This window comes from Kluyvera sp., assembly GCF_047971185.1.
Lineage (GTDB): Bacteria > Pseudomonadota > Gammaproteobacteria > Enterobacterales > Enterobacteriaceae > Kluyvera.
Window position 1 is genome coordinate 1 of record NZ_JBKDZH010000093.1, and the last position, 19,400, is coordinate 19,400.

General features: G+C 54.9%; 19 protein-coding genes. 11 read left to right on the forward strand and 8 right to left on the reverse strand.

Going from position 1 to position 19,400, the window contains the following annotated elements; all coding sequences use genetic code 11:
- The 10 genes from pstS to ACK5JN_RS19900 all read left to right on the forward strand — a co-directional run.
- Positions 1 to 917: phosphate ABC transporter substrate-binding protein PstS (gene pstS, locus ACK5JN_RS19855; protein ID WP_416871730.1), on the forward strand; the 917-nt coding region annotated here is incomplete at its 5' end.
- Between the two features lie 71 nt (positions 918 to 988).
- Positions 989 to 1,948 carry a phosphate ABC transporter permease PstC gene (gene pstC / locus ACK5JN_RS19860; RefSeq protein WP_416871731.1) on the forward strand — a complete coding sequence of 320 codons (960 nt, stop codon included), beginning with the start codon at positions 989 to 991 and terminating at the stop codon, positions 1,946 to 1,948.
- Positions 1,948 to 2,838 carry a phosphate ABC transporter permease PstA gene (gene pstA / locus ACK5JN_RS19865; protein WP_416871732.1) on the forward strand — a complete coding sequence of 297 codons (891 nt, stop codon included), beginning with the start codon at positions 1,948 to 1,950 and terminating at the stop codon, positions 2,836 to 2,838. The genes pstC and pstA overlap by 1 nt, the downstream gene beginning before the upstream one ends.
- 51 nt (positions 2,839 to 2,889) lie before the next feature.
- Entirely contained in the window at positions 2,890 to 3,663 is a 774-nt protein-coding gene (gene pstB / locus ACK5JN_RS19870; protein ID WP_416871733.1) for a phosphate ABC transporter ATP-binding protein PstB, read from the forward strand.
- 14 nt (positions 3,664 to 3,677) lie between these two features.
- Positions 3,678 to 4,403, forward strand: coding sequence for a phosphate signaling complex protein PhoU (gene phoU / locus ACK5JN_RS19875; protein WP_008500182.1), 726 nt, complete (start codon positions 3,678 to 3,680; stop codon positions 4,401 to 4,403).
- A gap of 312 nt (positions 4,404 to 4,715) precedes the next feature.
- Positions 4,716 to 5,552: a transcriptional antiterminator BglG gene (bglG, locus tag ACK5JN_RS19880; protein WP_416871734.1), complete on the forward strand. Its 837-nt coding sequence runs from the start codon at positions 4,716 to 4,718 to the stop codon at positions 5,550 to 5,552.
- A 130-nt stretch (positions 5,553 to 5,682) separates the two neighbouring features.
- Positions 5,683 to 7,557 carry a PTS beta-glucoside transporter subunit IIABC gene (gene bglF, locus ACK5JN_RS19885; protein WP_416871735.1) on the forward strand — a complete coding sequence of 625 codons (1,875 nt, stop codon included), beginning with the start codon at positions 5,683 to 5,685 and terminating at the stop codon, positions 7,555 to 7,557.
- A gap of 112 nt (positions 7,558 to 7,669) precedes the next feature.
- Positions 7,670 to 9,277: a carbohydrate porin gene (locus tag ACK5JN_RS19890; protein WP_416871736.1), complete on the forward strand. Its 1,608-nt coding sequence runs from the start codon at positions 7,670 to 7,672 to the stop codon at positions 9,275 to 9,277.
- Between the two features lie 29 nt (positions 9,278 to 9,306).
- Positions 9,307 to 10,476 (forward strand): esterase, encoded by a 1,170-nt coding sequence (locus ACK5JN_RS19895; protein WP_416871737.1) that lies wholly within the window; start codon positions 9,307 to 9,309, stop codon positions 10,474 to 10,476.
- Between the two features lie 55 nt (positions 10,477 to 10,531).
- The gene (locus ACK5JN_RS19900) at positions 10,532 to 11,248 is read left to right on the forward strand and encodes a glucosamine-6-phosphate deaminase (RefSeq protein WP_416871738.1); all 717 of its coding nucleotides are present in this window, start codon (positions 10,532 to 10,534) and stop codon (positions 11,246 to 11,248) included.
- A gap of 47 nt (positions 11,249 to 11,295) precedes the next feature.
- On the opposite strand, the gene yieH is transcribed toward ACK5JN_RS19900, so the two are convergent.
- Positions 11,296 to 11,961: a 6-phosphogluconate phosphatase gene (gene yieH / locus ACK5JN_RS19905; protein ID WP_416871739.1), complete on the reverse strand. Its 666-nt coding sequence runs from the start codon at positions 11,959 to 11,961 to the stop codon at positions 11,296 to 11,298.
- 169 nt (positions 11,962 to 12,130) lie between these two features.
- On the opposite strand from yieH, the gene adeP reads away from it, so the two are divergent.
- A complete protein-coding gene (gene adeP, locus ACK5JN_RS19910; RefSeq protein ID WP_416871740.1) occupies positions 12,131 to 13,468 on the forward strand; it encodes an adenine permease AdeP in 1,338 nt (445 codons plus the stop codon).
- 87 nt (positions 13,469 to 13,555) lie between these two features.
- On the opposite strand, the gene ACK5JN_RS19915 is transcribed toward adeP, so the two are convergent.
- From ACK5JN_RS19915 to ACK5JN_RS19945, 7 genes are all read right to left on the reverse strand, one after another.
- Positions 13,556 to 14,122, reverse strand: coding sequence for an NADPH-dependent FMN reductase (locus tag ACK5JN_RS19915; protein WP_416871741.1), 567 nt, complete (start codon positions 14,120 to 14,122; stop codon positions 13,556 to 13,558).
- 39 nt (positions 14,123 to 14,161) lie between these two features.
- The gene (locus tag ACK5JN_RS19920) at positions 14,162 to 14,911 is read right to left on the reverse strand and encodes a 4'-phosphopantetheinyl transferase family protein (RefSeq protein WP_416871742.1); all 750 of its coding nucleotides are present in this window, start codon (positions 14,909 to 14,911) and stop codon (positions 14,162 to 14,164) included.
- A gap of 157 nt (positions 14,912 to 15,068) precedes the next feature.
- A complete protein-coding gene (yidZ, locus tag ACK5JN_RS19925; RefSeq protein WP_416871743.1) occupies positions 15,069 to 16,028 on the reverse strand; it encodes an HTH-type transcriptional regulator YidZ in 960 nt (319 codons plus the stop codon).
- Positions 15,997 to 17,178, reverse strand: a complete 1,182-nt coding sequence (locus ACK5JN_RS19930; protein WP_416871744.1) for an MFS transporter — start codon at positions 17,176 to 17,178, stop codon at positions 15,997 to 15,999. The genes yidZ and ACK5JN_RS19930 overlap by 32 nt, the downstream gene beginning before the upstream one ends.
- A gap of 94 nt (positions 17,179 to 17,272) precedes the next feature.
- The gene (locus tag ACK5JN_RS19935) at positions 17,273 to 17,680 is read right to left on the reverse strand and encodes a GNAT family N-acetyltransferase (protein WP_416871745.1); all 408 of its coding nucleotides are present in this window, start codon (positions 17,678 to 17,680) and stop codon (positions 17,273 to 17,275) included.
- A gap of 96 nt (positions 17,681 to 17,776) precedes the next feature.
- On the reverse strand, positions 17,777 to 19,141 hold the full coding sequence (gene mnmE / locus ACK5JN_RS19940) for a tRNA uridine-5-carboxymethylaminomethyl(34) synthesis GTPase MnmE (RefSeq protein ID WP_416871746.1): 1,365 nt from the start codon (positions 19,139 to 19,141) through the stop codon (positions 17,777 to 17,779).
- A 77-nt stretch (positions 19,142 to 19,218) separates the two neighbouring features.
- On the reverse strand, positions 19,219 to 19,400 hold a 182-nt coding region (locus ACK5JN_RS19945), incomplete at its 5' end, for a YidC/Oxa1 family membrane protein insertase (RefSeq protein WP_077256434.1).

Here is a 19,400-nt window from a genome sequence, read left to right on the forward strand (position 1 = left end):
CCAAATCGGCAGATACCTATCACAAAGAGACCCGGAGCAACCTAAACTCCCACGGTATCGGCTCCGCCGGTGGTGTAAAACAAATTACCGCCAATACCGTTGATTTCGGCGCTTCTGATGCACCGCTGTCTGACGAGAAACTGGCACAAGAAGGCCTGTTCCAGTTCCCGACCGTTATTGGCGGTGTGGTGCTGGCGGTGAATATCCCTGGACTGAAATCCGGCGAGCTGGTGCTTGATGGTAAAACGCTGGGCGACATCTACCTCGGTAAAATTAAGAAGTGGGATGACGAAGCCATCACCAAACTGAACCCAGGTCTGAAGCTGCCTTCGCAGAATATCGCTGTTGTGCGCCGCGCTGATGGTTCCGGTACTTCCTTCGTCTTCACTAGCTACCTGGCGAAAGTGAACGAAGAGTGGAAATCTAAAATTGGTTCTGGCTCTACCGTAAACTGGCCGACCGGTCTGGGCGGTAAAGGTAACGACGGTATTGCCGCGTTCGTCCAGCGTCTGCCGGGCTCAATTGGCTACGTGGAATACGCTTACGCCAAGCAGAACAACCTGGCTTACACCAAACTGATCTCTGCCGACGGCAAACCGGTTAGCCCGACCGAAGATAACTTCGCCAATGCCGCCAAAGGCGTTGACTGGAGCAAATCCTTCGCTCAGGACCTGACCAACCAGAAAGGTGACGATGCGTGGCCGATTACCTCCACCACCTTTATCCTGGTGCACAAAGAGCAGAAGAAACCTGAGCAGGGTGCTGAAGTGCTGAAGTTCTTTGACTGGGCATACAAAAACGGCGGCAAGCAGGCGAACGAGCTTGATTATGCTTCTCTGCCGGAAAGCGTGGTTGAGCAGGTTCGTGCTGCATGGAAGACCAACGTAAAAGACAGCAGCGGTAAAGCGCTGTACTGATTATCGTCGCCCGGCGGCGACGCCGGGCATCGATAAACGTCGTAGCGGAAATTAAACAGAAAGAGTGATTTATGGCTGCAACTAAGCCTGCTTTTAACCCACCGGGTAAAAAGGGTGACATGATATTCAGCGCGCTGGTAAAACTGGCTGCGCTGATTGTGCTATTGATGTTGGGCGGGATTATCGTCTCGCTGATCATCTCCTCCTGGCCGAGCATCGAGAAATTTGGCTTTGCCTTCCTGTGGACCAAAGAGTGGGACGCGCCTAACGATATCTACGGTGCGTTGGTGCCCATCTACGGTACCCTGGTCACCTCGTTTATCGCGCTGCTGATCGCCGTCCCGGTGAGCTTCGGTATCGCACTCTTCCTGACCGAACTGGCGCCAAACTGGCTGAAACGCCCGTTAGGTATCGCGATTGAACTGCTGGCGGCTATTCCCAGCATCGTTTACGGCATGTGGGGCCTGTTTATCTTCGCCCCGCTGTTCGCGACCTACTTCCAGGAGCCGGTCGGCAATATCCTGTCTAACATCCCGTTTGTCGGTGCACTGTTCTCCGGCCCGGCCTTTGGTATCGGTATTCTGGCGGCAGGGGTTATCCTCGCCATCATGATCATCCCGTATATCTCCGCCGTAATGCGTGATGTGTTTGAACAAACGCCGGTGATGATGAAAGAGTCGGCCTACGGCATCGGCTGCACCACCTGGGAAGTGATCTGGCGTATCGTTCTGCCATTTACCAAAAACGGGGTGATCGGCGGCGTGATGCTCGGCCTGGGCCGCGCGTTGGGCGAGACGATGGCGGTCACCTTTATCATCGGTAACACCTACCAGCTCGACAGCGCCTCGCTGTATATGCCGGGCAACAGCATCACCTCCGCGCTGGCGAACGAATTCGCCGAAGCGGAATCCGGCCTGCACGTCTCTGCGCTGATGGAACTGGGCCTGATCCTGTTTGCGATTACCTTTGTTGTGCTGGCGGCGTCGAAGTTCATGATCATGCGCCTGGCGAAGAATGAGGGGGCACGCTAATGGCAACGCTGGAAATGCAAAACACCGCTCAGCTTGCGGAATCCCGCCGCAAGATGCAGGCGCGTCGCCGCATGAAAAACCGCATTGCGCTGACGCTCTCGATGGCGACCATGATCTTCGGCCTGTTCTGGCTGGTGTGGATCCTGATGGCCACCATTACCCGCGGTATCGACGGCATGTCGCTGGCGCTGTTCACCGAAATGACGCCGCCGCCAAATACGGCGGGCGGTGGCCTGGCGAACGCCCTGGCGGGCAGCGGCCTGCTGATTCTGTGGGCCACGGTGCTGGGTACGCCGCTTGGCATTATGGCGGGTATCTACCTGGCGGAGTACGGACGCAAGTCCTGGCTGGCGGAAGTGATCCGCTTTATTAACGACATTCTGCTGTCCGCGCCGTCGATTGTAGTGGGCCTGTTCGTCTACACCATCGTTGTCGCGCAGATGCAGCACTTCTCCGGCTGGGCGGGCGTGATTGCGCTGGCGCTGCTGCAGGTACCGATCGTCATTCGTACCACCGAGAACATGCTGAAGCTGGTTCCGGACAGCCTGCGTGAAGCGGCCTACGCGCTGGGAACGCCGAAGTGGAAGATGATCTCCGCGATTACGCTGAAAGCCTCTATCTCCGGGATTATGACCGGTATCCTGCTGGCTATTGCGCGTATCGCCGGTGAAACTGCACCGCTGCTGTTTACCGCGCTCTCGAACCAGTTCTGGAGCACCGACATGATGCAGCCTATCGCCAACCTGCCGGTCACCATCTTTAAATTTGCGATGAGCCCGTTTGCTGAGTGGCAGCAACTGGCCTGGGCCGGGGTACTGATTATTACCCTGTGCGTACTGCTGCTGAACATTCTGGCGCGCGTCATTTTCGCGAAGAAGAAACACGGTTAATTTTTTACGGCGCGGCCAACGACGGCGGCGCTGGATGAGGAAGAGATTGAGATGAGTATGGTTAACACGACTCCGGGTAAAATTTCAGTTCGTGACCTGAACTTCTACTACGGCAAATTCCATGCCCTGAAGAACATCAACCTGGATATCGCCAAAAACCAGGTGACGGCGTTTATCGGCCCGTCGGGCTGCGGCAAATCGACGCTGCTGCGTACCTTCAACAAAATGTTTGAACTGTACCCGGAGCAGCGTGCGGAAGGCGAAATCCTGCTGGACGGTGACAATATTCTCACCAATACCCAGGATATCGCGCTGCTGCGCGCCAAGGTTGGGATGGTATTCCAGAAGCCGACGCCGTTCCCGATGTCCATCTACGACAACATCGCCTTTGGCGTGCGTCTGTTTGAAAAGCTATCGCGTACCGACATGGACGAGCGCGTGCAGTGGGCCTTGACCAAGGCCGCATTATGGAACGAAACCAAAGATAAACTGCACCAGAGCGGGTACTCTCTCTCCGGTGGCCAGCAGCAGCGTCTGTGCATCGCCCGCGGCATCGCGATTCGCCCGGAAGTGCTGTTGCTTGATGAGCCGTGCTCAGCGCTTGACCCGATCTCCACCGGGCGTATTGAAGAGCTGATCACCGAGCTGAAAGAGGATTACACCGTGGTGATCGTGACCCACACCATGCAGCAGGCTGCACGTTGTTCCGACCACACGGCGTTTATGTACCTGGGCGAGTTGATTGAGTTCAGCAACACGGACGATCTGTTCACCAAGCCCGCGAAGAAACAAACAGAAGATTACATCACCGGTCGTTACGGTTGATTCAGGAGCGCGTTGTGGACAATCTGAACCTTAATAAACATATTTCCGGCCAGTTCAACGCCGAACTGGAGAGCATCCGTACCCAGGTGATGACCATGGGCGGCATGGTTGAGCAGCAGCTTTCTGATGCCATTACCGCGATGCACAACCAGGATAGCGAGCTGGCGAAGCGCGTCATTGAAGGCGATAAGAACGTCAACATGATGGAAGTGGCGATCGACGAAGCTTGCGTGCGCATCATCGCCAAGCGCCAGCCAACCGCGAGCGACCTGCGCCTGGTGATGGCGATTATCAAAACCATCGCCGAGCTGGAACGTATTGGCGACGTGGCGGATAAAATTTGCCGCACTGCGCTGGAGAAATTCTCCCAGCAGCACCAGCCGCTGCTGGTCAGCCTGGAGTCGCTGGGCCGCCACACCGTGCAGATGCTGCACGACGTGCTGGACGCCTTCGCGCGCATGGATCTTGACGAAGCGGTGCGTATTTACCGTGAAGACAAGAAAGTTGACCAGGAATATGAAGGCATCGTGCGTCAGCTGATGACCTACATGATGGAAGACTCGCGCACCATTCCAAGCGTGCTGACCGCGCTGTTCTGCGCGCGCTCTATCGAGCGTATCGGCGACCGCTGCCAGAATATCTGCGAATACATCTTCTACTTCGTGAAGGGGCAGGATTTCCGTCACGTGGGCGGCGATGAGCTGGATAAGCTGCTGGCGGGGAAAGATCCGAAAGAGTAACGTTATAGTCCTCTCTCCTGTCAGGAGAGAGGACTATGTAATAGAAAGACAAAGATATATTCCTCAGTATTATATTTATAAATTCCTAAAGTAATATGAATATAATATTAGCGATGTTTATCACAATTTATCGCATTTGCCATTGCATTTGATTCTGTTAAATACAAAAATCCACTTCAATTAATATTTATAAAAAGCTAAATTCACGCTGTTTTAATGACTGGATTGTTACTGCATTCGCAGGCAAAACCTGATTGCGTCAGCTAGCGCTGACAATGTCGGGTTTTTTTGTCTTTAAAAAAGGTCATACAGATGATTATGCAGATCGCCAGAGTTTTAAATAATAATGTATTAGTCGTCATTGACGAAAATCAATGTGAGAAAGTCGTCATGGGCCGCGGCATTGGTTTTCAGAAGCGCGTAGGTGATTATATTAATCGTTATGGTATTGAAAAGGAGTATGCATTAAGCACTCATGAATTGACTCGCCATTTTAGTGAACTGCTAAGCCGTATTCCTCTCGATATTATGACCACCTGCGATGTCATTATTTCGCGCTCTCGAGAGCGGTTGGGGCATTTGCAGGACAGTATCTACATATCGCTAACCGACCACTGTCAGTTTGCGATAGAGCGCGTCCGTCAGGGGATCGTACTGCCTAACGCGTTGCTGTGGGATATCCAACGCCTTTATCCGAAAGAGTTTGAGTTGGGGGAAGAAGCGCTAGTGGTGATCGAACAGCGTCTCGGAGTGCAACTTCCCAAGGATGAAGCTGGCTTTATTGCAATGCACCTGGTGAGCGCACAGATGCGTGGCAATATGGAGGATGTCAAAGAGATCACCCAGTTGATGCGGGAAATGCTGCAGCTGATTAAGTTTCAGTTTTCCATTAATTATCAGGAAGACAGCCTGAGCTATCAGCGCCTGGTTACGCATTTAAAATTCTTTGCCTACCGTATTATTGAGCACGCCTCAGTCGGCGATGAAAATCGGGAGCTACAGCAGGCAGTCAAACAGAACTATTTTGATGCCTGGGAGTGTGCGGAACGGATTGCTGCCTTTATCCGCCAGCAGCACCAGCGGGAAACGACGTCAGAAGAAATTATGTTTCTGGCGATCAATATTGAGCGAGTTCGTAAGGATCATTAATCGTACATCATTGGTTTAACTTCAGCATTGTTACCGCCTCGGCGGGCAAAACCTGAAGAAGATTATCTCTGAGAGGGGGTAATTTTCTTCAGGTTTTTTTTGATTGCCGCATCGCGGTTGAGGATCACACATGACGGAATTAGCCCAGAAAATTGTGGCTGGAGTTGGGGGTAGGGACAATATCATCAGCCTGATGCATTGCGCCACGCGCCTGCGCTTTAAGCTAAAGCATCTCAGTAAGGCACAGGCTGAGGTGCTGAAAAACACCCCGGGCATTATTATGGTAGTGGAAAGCGGCGGCCAGTTTCAGGTAGTGATTGGTAACCATGTCGCCGACGTTTTTAATGCTGTTAATACATTGATTGGTTTAGATACTGGCTCACAGTCCGTAGTAGAAGGTGATGCTAAAGACGGTTTGTTAAGCCGTTTTGTCTTCATCATCTCCGGGATTTTTACGCCGCTTATCGGACTGCTGGCGGCAACGGGGATCCTGAAAGGGCTGCTGGCGGTGGCGCTGGCCTTGCACTGGACAACCGAGCAAAGCGGCACCTATTTGCTTCTGTTCAGCGCCAGCGATTCGCTGTTCTATTTTTTCCCCATTATTCTCGGCTATACCGCGGGCAAGCGCTTTGGCGGCAGCCCGTTTCTGACCATGGTGATCGGCGGGGCGCTGGTGCATCCGCTTATTCTGCGCGCCTTTGAGAGTGCGCAGATGCCGGATGCGACAGTGCTGCATTTCTTGGGGCTGCCCATCACCTTCATCAACTACACCTCATCGGTGATCCCGATAATTTTCTCCGCCTGGCTGTGCAGCCTGATGGAGAAAAGGCTCAACGCCTGGCTCCCCTCGGCGATTAAAAACTTCTTCACCCCATTGCTGTGCATGGTGGTGATTATCCCGGTGACTTTCCTGGTGGTTGGTCCGCTGTCTGCGTGGGTGAGCGAACTGATTGCGGCGGGCTACCTCTATCTCTATCATGCCGCCCCCTGGTTTGCTGGCGTGGTCATGGGCGGGCTGTGGCAGATCTTCGTGATGTTTGGCCTGCACTGGGGGTTAGTGCCGCTGTGTATCAATAATTTTACCGTACTCGGCTACGACACCATGCTGCCTTTGATGATGCCCGCAATTATGGCTCAGGTTGGGTCGGCGCTGGCTATCTTTCTGTGTGAGCGTGACGGGCAGAAAAAACTGGTCGCCGGGTCTGCGGCGTTAACCGGGTTATTTGGCATTACGGAACCGGCGGTATATGGCGTTAATTTACCGCGAAAATACCCGTTTATCATTGCCTGCGTAAGCGGCGCCATCGGTGCTGGCCTTATTGGTTTTACGCAAACAAAAGTCTATTCCTTCGGCATTCCCAGTATTTTCACCTTCATGCAGACCATTCCGCCAACCGGTATTGATTTTACCGTTTGGGCGAGCGTCATTGGTGCTGTGATTGCGGTCGTCGGCGCATTTGGCGGAACGGGTATTTTTTACCTGGCGTTGAGTCGAAAAAACAGGCCAGATGCTGAGGCCGTATCGCCTGCACCCGCCACTCACCGCGTAAGCCCGCAAACTATTGTGGCACCGCTGGCGGGAAAGGTGGTTCCGCTCTCATCCGCAGCGGATGCGACCTTCGCCAGCGGACTGTTGGGCAAAGGCGTCGCGATCGTCCCGACGCTTGGTGAAGTACGCTCTCCGGTGACTGGCCGGGTTGCTTCTCTGTTCGCTACGTTGCATGCCATTGGTATTGAATCCAGCGACGGTGTAGAGGTGCTGATTCATGTGGGCATCGATACGGTAAAACTTAATGGGCAATATTTTACCGCACATGTGCAAATTGGTGATGATGTGGTGGTGGGGGAGCGTTTGCTGACGTTCGATGCTGATGCTATTGCTGCCGCTGGGTTCGATTTAACCACGCCAATATTAATCAGCAATAGCGATGATTATACCGATGTCTTGCCATTAAATCTGGAAGCGGTAAATATTCAGGAGCCACTGCTCTCCGTTATTCAGTAGCAAAAAATATATGCCATAGCTGGAGCGATAATTCGCTTCAGCAGGCCTCTGCTTTCCCATATTACCCGGGCTGTTATGTCGACCTTAATAATTAATTATATAAAGGGATATTATGTTTAAAAAGAACCGTATTGCCTCTGCCATATTATTGATGGTGCCACTCTCTTTTTCATTTCAGTCGTATGCTGAATCATTAAACGTTGAGCAGCGTCTTGAGCTGCTTGAACAAGCGTTAAAGGATACGCAAAAGGAACTGAAAAAATATAAAGATGAGGAGCGTCAGCGCAACCTAACCTTCGCAGCAGCCCCGGTAGCGACGACGCCAGCAACGAAAACCATCGCCAAACCCGATGCGGTACTGGTGAAAACCGAAACGACGGGCGCCGACGGCAGCGAAGCCGTGTACTCGTCGATGACGATGAAGGACTTTAGCCGCTTCGTGAAGGATGAAATTGGCTTTAGCTACAACGGTTACTACCGTTCCGGCTGGGGGTCTGCCTCCCATGGCTCGCCGAAATCCTGGGCTATCGGCTCGCTGGGCCGTTTGGGCAACGAATACAGCGGCTGGTTCGATCTGCAATTGAAGCAGCGCGTGTATAACGAAGGCAATAAACGCGTTGATGCCATTGTGATGATGGACGGTAACGTTGGTCAACAGTATTCCACCGGCTGGTTTGGCGATAACGCCGGTGGTGAAAACTATATGCAGTTCTCCGATATGTACGTCACTACCCAAGGCTTCCTGCCGTTTGCGCCGGAAGCGGATTTCTGGGTCGGCAAGCACGGCGCGCCGAAGATTGAAATACAGATGCTGGACTGGAAAACGCAGCGTACGGATGCGGCGGCGGGCGTTGGCCTGGAAAACTGGCAGGTTGGGCCGGGTAAATTTGATATCGCATTGGTGCGCGAGGATGTCGACGACTACGACCGTGCGCTGGTCAATAAACAGCAGATCAACACCAATACCCTGGATATTCGCTACAAAGATCTGCCGCTGTGGGATAAAGCCACGCTGATGCTCTCCGGGCGCTACGTGGCGGCTAACCAGAGCTCGTCGGAAAAATATAATGAGGACAACAACGATTTCTACGAGTGGAAAGATACCTGGATGTTTGGCACCACGCTGACGCAGAAATTCGATAAAGGCGGCTTTAACGAATTCTCGGCGCTGATGGCGAATAACTCCATTGCCAGCAGCTTCTCGCGTTATGCGGGATCTAGCCCGTATACCACGTTTAACGGCAGATACTATGGCGATCACACCAACGGTACCGCCGTACGCTTAACCTCGCAGGGCGAAGCGTATGTTGGCGATCATTTTATTGTGGCTAACGCGCTGGTCTATTCCTTCGGTAACGACGTGTACAGCTATGAAACCGGTGCACACACCGATTTTGAATCCATCCGTGCGGTGGTTCGCCCGGCCTATATCTGGGATCAATATAACCAGACTGGCGTCGAGTTGGGCTACTTCACCCAGCAAAACAAAGATATGAAGGGCAAGAAGTACTATGAATCTGGCTATAAAACCACGCTTTTCCATACCTTTAAAGTCAATACCAGTATGTTGACCTCCCGCCCGGAAATCCGTTTTTACGCCACCTATATTAAGGCCGAAGATACCGACCTGGATAAAGCCGCGAATAATGTCGATACCGTTTTTGAAGATGGTAAAAACGATCAATTTGCCGTTGGTGCACAGGCTGAGATCTGGTGGTAAAGCAGGGAAAAACTCTTCAAGGAATAAAAATGAAAAAACATACCATTTACTTCGCGTTGGCGCTGGCAGGCGCAGCGTTTACCGTTAATGCCGCGCCGTTTCCAGCCGCACCGAGCACAGCGATCCCCGTCAGCCAGTATGTGACTCAGGTTAACGCCGATAACAGCATTACCTTTCGCTTGTTTGCGCCGGATGCAAAACGCGTTTCAGTGGTGACGGGCGCGACGGCAAACCGTATTGCCTCACATGATATGACCAAAGACGAGCAGGGCATCTGGATGTGGAAAAGTGACCAGATGAAACCCAATCTCTACGAGTATTATTTTGACGTTGATGGTTTCCGTACGATTGATACCGGTAGTCGTAACCAAAAACCGCAGAGACAAATAAACACCAGTCTGATTCTGGTGCCGGGCAGCATTCTGGATGTGAAGTCCGTCCCGCATGGCGATCTTATTACCGTAACCTATCACTCCAGCGCGTTAAAATCCGAGCGTCAGCTGTTCGTCTGGACGCCGCCGGGTTACAACGGCCAGGGTAAACCGTTACCCGTGCTCTATTTCTATCATGGATTCGGCGATTCAGGTCGTTCAGCCATCGACCAGGGTCGTATTGCGCAGATGATGGATAACCTGCTGGCGGAGGGCAAGATTGAACCGATGCTGGTTGTCGTTCCCGATACTGAAACCGATGCGCCAGGGATCGTACCGGAAGACTTTGTCCCACAGGATCGGCGTAAGTCATTTTATCCGCTCAACGCGAAAGCGGCTGATAGTGAGCTGATGAATGACATTATTCCGCTGATCGGCCAGCGTTATAACGTGCGCCAGGATGCCGAGGGCCGCGCGCTGGCCGGGCTTTCACAGGGCGGATATCAGGCGTTGGTGTCCGGGATGAACCACCTGGAGAGCTTTGGTTGGCTGGCGACCTTTAGCGGCGTGACCACCACCACGGTGTCGAATGACGGCGTCAGCGCGCGCTTTAAAAACCCGCAGGCGATCAATAAACAGCTGCATAACTTCACGGTGGCTGTCGGCGATACGGACGTGGTCACCGGTAAGGATATCGCTGGGCTGAAGGCCGAGCTGGAGAAACAAAAGATCAATTTTGAGTATCATGAATACCCGGGCCTTAACCATGAAATGGACGTCTGGCGTCCGGCCTATGCGGCCTTCGTACAGAAAATCTTTAAACAGTAATCGCAGCTCAAGGGCCAGACCGCTGGCCCTGTTTAAACCTCAAGGAATGGACAAAATGAAATTAATCGTAACGGAAGATTATGCCGAGATGAGCCGGGTTGCCACGCAGCATCTGCTGGGCTACATGTCGCAATCGCGACGGATGAACCTGGCTATCACCGCAGGTAATACGCCAAAGCTGATGTACCAGTATGTCACTGAGGCGGTGCAGGGCAAACCGTGGTATGCACACTGCTATTTTTATAACTTCGATGAGATCCCGTTTCGTGGAAAATCGGGGGATGGCGTGACCATCACCAACCTGCGGAAGCTATTTTTTACCCCGGCAGGCATTAATGAAAGGAATATCCAGCAGCTGACGCTTGATAACTTCCGGGATCAGGACGATAAAATCGCCCGCGATGGCGGCCTGGATCTGGTACTGATGGGGCTGGGGGCCGATGGTCACTTTTGCGGTAATCTTCCTGGCACGACGCATTTCCACGATCTGACAACCGAGGTGCCGATTGAGGGCAAGATGGTGGATATCGTTGTGCATGGTGAACTGGGTGGGGATTATTCGTTGGCTCCTGACAGCTACGTCACCATGGGACCTAAAAGTATTATGGCGGCGAAAAATCTGATCCTGATCGTCAACGGTGAGGGAAAAGCGCAGGCGCTTAAACAGGTGCTTGAAGGCCCGGTAACCGAAGCGGTTCCTGCTTCTGTGCTGCAACTTCATCCGTCATTAACGGTGATTGCGGATAAAGCCGCGGCATCGGCACTCGCCTGAGAGGGCGAGAAGAATGCCCGATAGCGCAGGGCCATCGGGCAGCACGATTACTGCGTAATATCCCACCCGCGCGCCTTCCACAGCGCCGGCAGTTCCGCCAGGTCGGTAAAGGTCGTCACCTTCGGGTGGTTTATCGGCTTGTTGTGCGGGTCGGCGCAGAAGTAAAACACCTCCATCCCGGCATCAATCCCCGATTGTGCGCCTGCGCTGGAGTCGTCCACCAGAATGCAGTTCTCCACGTTCACGTTCAGGGCTTTCGCCGCGTGATGCATCAGGGCCGGGTCCGGCTTCCAGCGCTGGATGTCGTAACCGCTAAACAGTTTATCTTCGAAATGGTGCAGCATCCCCAGCTTGCCCAGAGAATGCTGCATCTTGCTGACCGGGCCGTTGGAAACGATGCACATCGGAATGGCTACGGAATCGACTAACGCGTTAGCGCCGGCAATCACTTCCAGCTCCGAGTCGAAAAGGCGTGCGACCTCGGCGCGATAAACCGGTTCTAAATCCGCAATGGCCAGTTCAACCCCGTGTTCGGCGTTGATGATGTCGATAATCTCGTAGAGTTTTACGCCTTTGAAACGTTTAAAAATCTCTTCCAGATCGAGCGTGATGCCAAATGTTTTAAACATGTGGACGTAGGCCCGTGAACAGATTACTTCGCTGTCAACCAGCGTACCGTCACAGTCGAAAAAAACCGCTTCAACTCCGGACATGTCATTTCCTTTTTAACAAGTTTAACGTTTACGTAATGCTGAATTGAGAGACGCAATCGTTGCCGTATAAGCAAAATCAATGAAAAAAAACATCTCACAACCGCGCCTATTGTCGCATTTTGGTATAGGATAGCGACGAATTTTCCTTCCTTGTCTGCGGAAATTGATAATGAGTCAACAACACACCACCCCGGCTTCCGGCCAGGGGATACTGGAGCGCGTGTTTAAGCTGCGCGAACACGGCACAACGGCCCGTACCGAAGTGATCGCCGGCTTCACCACCTTCCTGACGATGGTCTACATCGTCTTCGTAAACCCGCAAATTCTTGGCGTGGCTGGCATGGACACCAGCGCGGTGTTCGTCACCACCTGCCTGATTGCGGCGCTGGGCAGTATCCTGATGGGCGTATTCGCCAACCTGCCGGTGGCGCTGGCGCCAGCGATGGGCCTGAACGCCTTCTTCGCGTTCGTGGTGGTGCAGGCGATGGGTCTGCCGTGGCAAGTGGGGATGGGCGCTATCTTCTGGGGCGCGATTGGCCTGCTGCTGCTGACGATTTTCCGCGTTCGTTACTGGATGATCGCCAATATTCCGGTGAGCCTGCGCGTGGGCATCACCAGCGGTATCGGCCTGTTCATCGGTATGATGGGGCTGAAAAACGCCGGCGTTATCGTCGCGAACCAGGACACGCTGGTGGCGATCGGCAACCTGACCTCACACAGCGTACTGCTGGGCGTGCTGGGCTTCTTTATCATCGCGATTCTGGCTTCCCGCAATATTCACGCGGCGGTGCTGGTATCTATCGTGGTTACCACCCTGCTGGGCTGGATGCTGGGCGATGTGCACTACACCGGCATCGTTTCCGCGCCGCCGAGCATTACCACCGTTGTTGGCCATGTCGATCTGGCCGGGTCGTTTAACCTGGGCCTGGCGGGCGTGATCTTCTCCTTCATGCTGGTTAACCTGTTCGACTCCTCCGGCACCCTGATCGGCGTGACCGATAAAGCCGGCCTGGCCGATGCGAAGGGCAAGTTCCCGCGCATGAAGCAGGCGCTGTTTGTTGATAGCGTCTCTTCGGTTGCCGGTTCCTTTATCGGGACCTCTTCCGTTACCGCGTACATCGAATCCTCCTCCGGCGTTTCCGTGGGCGGTCGTACCGGCCTGACGGCGGTCGTGGTCGGGATTCTGTTCCTGCTGGTGATTTTCCTGTCGCCGCTGGCGGGGATGGTGCCGGGCTATGCGGCTGCGGGCGCGCTAATCTACGTTGGGGTGCTGATGACCTCCAGCCTGTCACGCGTGAAGTGGGATGACCTGACCGAAGCCGTTCCGGCGTTTATTACCGCCGTGATGATGCCGTTCAGCTTCTCTATTACCGAAGGGATTGCGCTGGGCTTTATCTCTTACTGCGTGATGAAAATCGGTACCGGCCGTTTCCGCGACCTCAGCCCGTGCGTGATTGTTGTCGCGCTGCTGTTCGTGCTGAAGATTGTGTTTATTGACGCAAAATAAACAGTAAGCCCTTTTCTATGAAAAGGGCTTTAGTGTTTGTACCCTCTCCCTGTGGGAGAGGGCCAGGGTGAGGGCATCAGCCCGCACTTACGCTTTAACGCGCTGAATATACTCGCCAAATGCGGTTAACTGACCGGTCAAATGATCCAACGTTCCCTGCTCAATCACTTCACCCAGCTGCGGGTCGACTTTGTTCTGAATCACGCCGCCCATAAACTCCGGCTTGTTCATCACCATCGCATCCAGGAACACCAGAATCTGACGCAGGTGATACTGGCAGCGCGCGCCGCCGATAGCGCCCATTGAGCTGGTCTGAATCAGTACCGGCTTACCGGCCAGCGGTTGATCCGGCAGGCGCGACAGCCAGTCAATGGCGTTCTTCAGCCCGCCCGGGACGGAATAGTTGTATTCAGGGGTGACGATGACCACGCCGTCGGCCTGGCGAATCTGCTCAGCCAGCGCTTCAACGCTCTGCGGGAAGCCTTCTTCTTGCTGGAGATCGGCATCGTACAGCGGGATATCGCCAATGGACGGCAGCGCAGAAACGCTCATGCCCGCCGGGGCGATTTTGGGCAGGGTGCGTGCCACCATGCCGTTGAATGAACCTTTGCGCAGGCTTCCCAGTAACGTAACTACTTTCAACGTTTCAGACATGACTACTCCTTAGCATCATGAGGCTGTTTTCCAGCCGAATCAGTTGAGTATAAGCGCTTTTTCCGCCGGAAGGCTGGTGAATCTCATCAACCGCGCCGCCGGTTCGTTGGCCCGCGCCTGGGCGTCGGGCAGGCTGCGCCAGCCGTATTTACCGTCAAATTCCCATACCTTCAGCTTCTCAATCGCCGGTGAGGCTGACAGCGACCACACCAGTACGTCTTCCGCGTCGCAGATCGCTTCCAGCTGGGCGGCGTTGGCCGAGCGTAGACGGCCAGAGCCGGGCAGCAGCTGGAGCATTTGTGGGGAGTCGCGGTGCACGTCGCCGGACATTTTGAGCACGCTCTGGCGCAGCGTAATCAGCTGCGCGCGCGCTTCATGCGGGTCGTTTTGGTTGTTGATCCACAGATTTTCATTGCTGGTAAACCGGTAGTTTTCCATCATGGTGGCCTGCGGGGTGCTACGCAGCGTGCGCAGTAGCTCCATATCGAGGCCGCAGTGGCCTTCGGTGGTCAGCGCAACGCCGACAATGTTGCCCGCATAGGCGATGGAAAAATCAGGCAGGTGGCTATCTTTAAAGTACGGTTTGCCCTCTTCTGGCGTGACAATTTCCGGTAATTCACTGATGCCATAAAGCATAAACAGCAGTTCGGCCAGCAGCGCGCGCGAGGCCAGGTAGCGCGTGCGGCGGTGGGCCGGCAGCTGGCGTGCAATGTTGTGGCTGGTGGACGACAGCCGTACCGATAGTAGATGCCCGTCCTTAAGGATCCCTCTTGCAAAGTGCGTCGCCATTTTTCGCTCCGTGATTAATGGACTGTGGTGATGACGAGAGTATCATTTACGGCAATGATGATCAGGTTTTACTGCCTAAAAATGCGATTGAAAAGGGGTATTACGCGACTTTTACACTTTCCCCTAACTGAAATGGACTATTTTTACGAATAATCAATCAGGAAACAGCAAGATATAAGGCTTTCAGCGTTTCACGCAGCCAGATAATTTTCGGGTTGTGACTATTTCGTTTATGCCAGAGTAGGGTAAACGGCACCTGTAGCTTGTCCCGTTGCGCGGCGTCAAACGGCAGAGGGCGGGCCACCAAAGGCAGCTGGTGGAGCTGATTATAATGCTGGCAGTAGCGCGGCGCGGTGGCCAACATGGCGTGATCCGGCTGGGCGGCCATAAATAACGACTGCTCAAAACCCGGCAGGCTTAAGGCGATATTGCGCTCGCGGCCCATCTCTTTCAGCACATCGTCCAGTGCCCAGGTATCGCTCTGCTCCCAGCAGATGCTGATATGTGGATAGCGTAGAAAGGTCTCCAGATTCCACTCTTCCTGTAGCGCCGGATGATCCTCGCGCAGCCACACCCACGGTAGATCGGTAAACAGCACCTCGTAGTCGATCGATAGCGGCAGCAGGCTTAACAGCTCGCGGGATCGCGGATGGCTCTCGCGGCCGGTAAAGCCGATATCCACCTCGCCCCGCACGATCGCATCCAGTGAATCGTAGTCCCAGCTGCGAACTTTGATCGTCGCCTGTGGATAACGTTGATAGATCTGTCTGGAGAGCGCGTTGAACATGATCATGATCAGCGGCGACTCGGCCACCAGATCAAACTTCAACCCGCGCGGCGTTTCGTGGTGCGGCTTATCCAGCAGCTGGTTGCCCATCTGCATCCACTCCGCCAGGCTCTGCTCCATGCTGAACATCAGCGGCGTCGGCGTCAGCCCCAGCGGGGTGTTTACAAATAGCGGATCGTCAAACCAGGCCCGCAGCTTTGACAGCGATTTACTGACCGCCGACGGCGTCACGTTCATCCGTTTGGCAGTTTTGGTGACGCTGCGCTCCTGCATCAGGAGCTGCAGGCAGAGCAGCAGATTAAGATCGAGGCTGGTGAGCGGTTTCTTCATGTGTAAGCGCGGGCCGGTTAGGTGCAACTGAAATAATCAGCATGATGCTGACTATGCTACAGCCAATCAGAATCCCGATCAGCATATTCAGCGCATCGAGGCCAAGGATTGCCGCCAGCCAAATCCACAGCGATGAGCCGCACACCTGCGCAATCCCCAGCGCCGAACTGGCGACGCCCGCGCGCAGCGAGAACGGTCCCAGCGCCTGGCTCATCGCCACGCCAAAGCCCACCGAGAACCCGGCGCAGATCAACGTCAGCCCAAAAAGGGTGAACGCGTGGGTGGTCGCGAGGATTAAAACGATGCCGGCGGACAGGAACAGCGCCTGTGAGGTAAGCATCAGCGTGCGCGGCTTAAACAGACTCAGGGCGAATGGCGTAGAGAAGGAGACCGCCATGCTGATGCCGGCGGTCATCGCCATCGTGGTGGCGTATTCACCGCGGTCGAAGCCCATCACTTCCATCAGCAGCACAGGCGAAGTGTTGACGAAGGTGAGGATCACCGACACGCTGAGGGTGGTAATCGCCAGGCGGCTCAGGAAAAAGCGGTTGACCAGCGATTCGGCGCTTCCCATCGTGGCGGTGGATAACGTTGATGTCGCCGGACGTGATTCGCGCAGGATAAATACCGACAGCAGACACACCACCACGCCCATCCCTACCATGGTGTAGAACAGGCTTTGCCACGGGTACCTGAGCATAATCAGGTGCCCCATCACCGGCGCCAGCACCGGCACGATGCAGGTGATCCCGTTCAGCAGCGACAGCACTTTGGCACGGCGGCGGTCATCAAGCGTATCGCGCAGAATGGCGAACGCCACGACGTAACAGCAGCCCGCGCCCACTCCCTGAATAAAGCGGCCCACCAGGAACGGCGTACCGCTCTCCGCCAGCGAACACAGCGCGGAGGCCACGATATAAATCAGTGCGCCGACGATAGCCACCGGCTTGCGCCCCGACTGGTCGGCTACCTTGCCAGCGAACAGCATCGCGGTCGCCATCCCGGCCAGATAGACCGAAAACGCGATATGCAGCTGTGCCTCGCTGGCCTGTAAATCGGCCGCGATGCGGGGTAACCCGACCAGGTACATATCGATACCGGCGGGGTAAAGTAAAACTAAGGCAAAACTGCAAAGGAGAAAGCGTGTCATAGCGGCCTCACGGAAAGTGTGGCGCTAAGCATACGGGGTGTAGCACGAGGCGACGAGTTGCCATTTGGACAACAGTAATTGCCTGAAAGGAAATCTACTTCCAGACCCGCGCCATTCCTTCACTTTCCGGACGGACGGATTCAAAGCCAAATTTGGCGTATAGCTCCGGAACGTCCGCCACCAGAGTCACATAAGCACCTTTAAAGGCGTTAGCATCCAGCCAGGCGATGAGCGCTTCCATGATCTGCCGACCCAGGCCTTTTCCCTGATGATCGGGGTCCACGGCGATATCGACGATATCAAAGTTCAGCGCGCCGTCGCCAACAATGCGACCCATGCCGACGGGGGTGCCTTGCCAGAGGATATGCACCCCATAGCAGCTGCGTGGCAGTCCTGCCCTTGCGGCGTCCAGCGGACGCGGAGAAAGGCCAGAAATTTTGCGCAAGCGGCAGAAATCTTCAGCGGAGGGAACGGTATGCATCAAGGTGTATTCAACGGCCATTTCGGTAACCTTTTCATGAGGGGTTATCTGGTTTTAGCAGTTGAAAGACTGAAAGTAAAAACCCGAATTCACTGTCGCTCATTCGGGTTTGATCGTTTACTTACCAATACAGAAGCTGGAGAAAATCCTGCCCAGCAAATCATCGGAGGTAAACTCCCCGGTGATCTCGCTCAGGCACTGCTGAGACAGCCTCAGCTCCTCTGCCAGCAGCTCACCGGCCCACGCGCCTAACAGCTGCGCCTTGCCCTGCTGAAGGTGCTCAGCGGCGTCGGAGAGCGCCTGCAGGTGGCGACGGCGGGCCAGAAAGCCGCCTTCCATATTGGTTTCAAAGCCCATGCTCTGTTTGAGATGATTGCGCAGCACGTCGACGCCTTCGCCGGTACGGGCGGAGAGGCGCACAAGTGAGTAGTCATTCACTTCGCTCAGACCCAGCGTCTCGCCGGTAATATCCGCTTTGTTACGCACTACGGTAATCGGCAGATTTTTCGGCAGACGGGCGATAAAGTCCGGCCAGATCTCCGCCGGGTCGGTGGCGTGGGTGGTGGTGCCATCAACCATAAACAGCACGCGGTCGGCCTGCTCAATTTCCTGCCACGCGCGCTCGATACCGATACGTTCCACTTCATCGTTCGCGTCACGCAGACCGGCGGTGTCGATAATGTGCAGCGGCATACCATCGATGTGGATATGCTCGCGCAGCACGTCGCGGGTGGTGCCGGCAATGTCGGTCACAATCGCCGCTTCACGGCCCGCCAGAGCGTTCAGCAGGCTCGATTTCCCGGCGTTCGGGCGACCGGCAATCACCACTTTCATCCCTTCGCGCAGCAGGCTGCCCTGACGCGCTTCGGCGCGGACGGCGTCGAGATCGGCTATCACGTCATTCAGCTGTGCTTCAATCTTACCGTCGGAGAGGAAGTCGATCTCCTCGTCCGGGAAGTCGATGGCCGCTTCTACGTAGATGCGCAGGTGAGTGAGTGCTTCCACCAGGTGATTAACGCGGGTGGAGAAGGCGCCTTGCAGCGAGTTTAACGCCGAGCGCGCCGCCTGCTCGGAGCTGGCGTCGATCAGGTCGGCAATCGCCTCAGCCTGCGCCAGGTCGAGCTTGTCGTTGAGGAATGCCCGCTCGGAGAATTCGCCGGGGTTGGCGATGCGCACGCCCGGCAGCGTCAGAATGCGTTTCAGCAGCAGGTCGAGGATCACCGGGCCGCCGTGGCCCTGTAGCTCCAGTACGTCTTCACCGGTAAAGGAGTTCGGGCCGGGGACCCACAGCGCAATGCCCTGATCCAGCGCGCTGCCGTCAACGTCTTTAAACGGCAGGTAGTCGGCATAGCGCGGCTTTGGCAGCTTGCCCAGCACCGCCTGGGCGACGTCGCGCGCCTTCAGGCCGGAGATGCGCAGAATGCCCACACCACCGCGTCCCGGTGGGGTTGCCTGGGCGACGATAGTGTCGTTATGGCTCATGGTTAGTCTCAACTTTGTTGCAATAAAAAAGGCGGTCATTCGACCGCCTTCCATTTTAGCTTGTGCTTAACACCGAATCAGGATTTTTTCTTCTCGCGGCTATGCAGGCCACGTTTTTCCAGACCACGGTAGATCAGCTGCTGCTGAATAATGGTGACCAGGTTGCTGACGATATAGTAAACCACCAGGCCAGACGGGAACCACAGGAAGAACACCGTGAAGATGACCGGCATAAAGGTCATGATCTTCTGCTGCATCG

What these genes read in the sequence shown, in the direction of transcription:
- ACK5JN_RS19895 (WP_416871737.1), top strand. Translation starts at nt 9,307, where the DNA reads ATGAAAAAACATACCATTTACTTCGCGTTGGCGCTGGCAGGCGCAGCG.
- ACK5JN_RS19930 (WP_416871744.1), bottom strand. Translation starts at nt 17,178, where the DNA reads ATGACACGCTTTCTCCTTTGCAGTTTTGCCTTAGTTTTACTTTACCCC.
- ACK5JN_RS19920 (WP_416871742.1), bottom strand. Translation starts at nt 14,911, where the DNA reads ATGGCGACGCACTTTGCAAGAGGGATCCTTAAGGACGGGCATCTACTA.
- ACK5JN_RS19915 (WP_416871741.1), bottom strand. Translation starts at nt 14,122, where the DNA reads ATGTCTGAAACGTTGAAAGTAGTTACGTTACTGGGAAGCCTGCGCAAA.
- pstC (WP_416871731.1), top strand. Translation starts at nt 989, where the DNA reads ATGGCTGCAACTAAGCCTGCTTTTAACCCACCGGGTAAAAAGGGTGAC.
- ACK5JN_RS19890 (WP_416871736.1), top strand. Translation starts at nt 7,670, where the DNA reads ATGTTTAAAAAGAACCGTATTGCCTCTGCCATATTATTGATGGTGCCA.
- pstA (WP_416871732.1), top strand. Translation starts at nt 1,948, where the DNA reads ATGGCAACGCTGGAAATGCAAAACACCGCTCAGCTTGCGGAATCCCGC.
- bglG (WP_416871734.1), top strand. Translation starts at nt 4,716, where the DNA reads ATGATTATGCAGATCGCCAGAGTTTTAAATAATAATGTATTAGTCGTC.
- ACK5JN_RS19935 (WP_416871745.1), bottom strand. Translation starts at nt 17,680, where the DNA reads ATGGCCGTTGAATACACCTTGATGCATACCGTTCCCTCCGCTGAAGAT.
- bglF (WP_416871735.1), top strand. Translation starts at nt 5,683, where the DNA reads ATGACGGAATTAGCCCAGAAAATTGTGGCTGGAGTTGGGGGTAGGGAC.
- mnmE (WP_416871746.1), bottom strand. Translation starts at nt 19,141, where the DNA reads ATGAGCCATAACGACACTATCGTCGCCCAGGCAACCCCACCGGGACGC.
- ACK5JN_RS19900 (WP_416871738.1), top strand. Translation starts at nt 10,532, where the DNA reads ATGAAATTAATCGTAACGGAAGATTATGCCGAGATGAGCCGGGTTGCC.
- adeP (WP_416871740.1), top strand. Translation starts at nt 12,131, where the DNA reads ATGAGTCAACAACACACCACCCCGGCTTCCGGCCAGGGGATACTGGAG.
- yieH (WP_416871739.1), bottom strand. Translation starts at nt 11,961, where the DNA reads ATGTCCGGAGTTGAAGCGGTTTTTTTCGACTGTGACGGTACGCTGGTT.
- yidZ (WP_416871743.1), bottom strand. Translation starts at nt 16,028, where the DNA reads ATGAAGAAACCGCTCACCAGCCTCGATCTTAATCTGCTGCTCTGCCTG.
- pstB (WP_416871733.1), top strand. Translation starts at nt 2,890, where the DNA reads ATGAGTATGGTTAACACGACTCCGGGTAAAATTTCAGTTCGTGACCTG.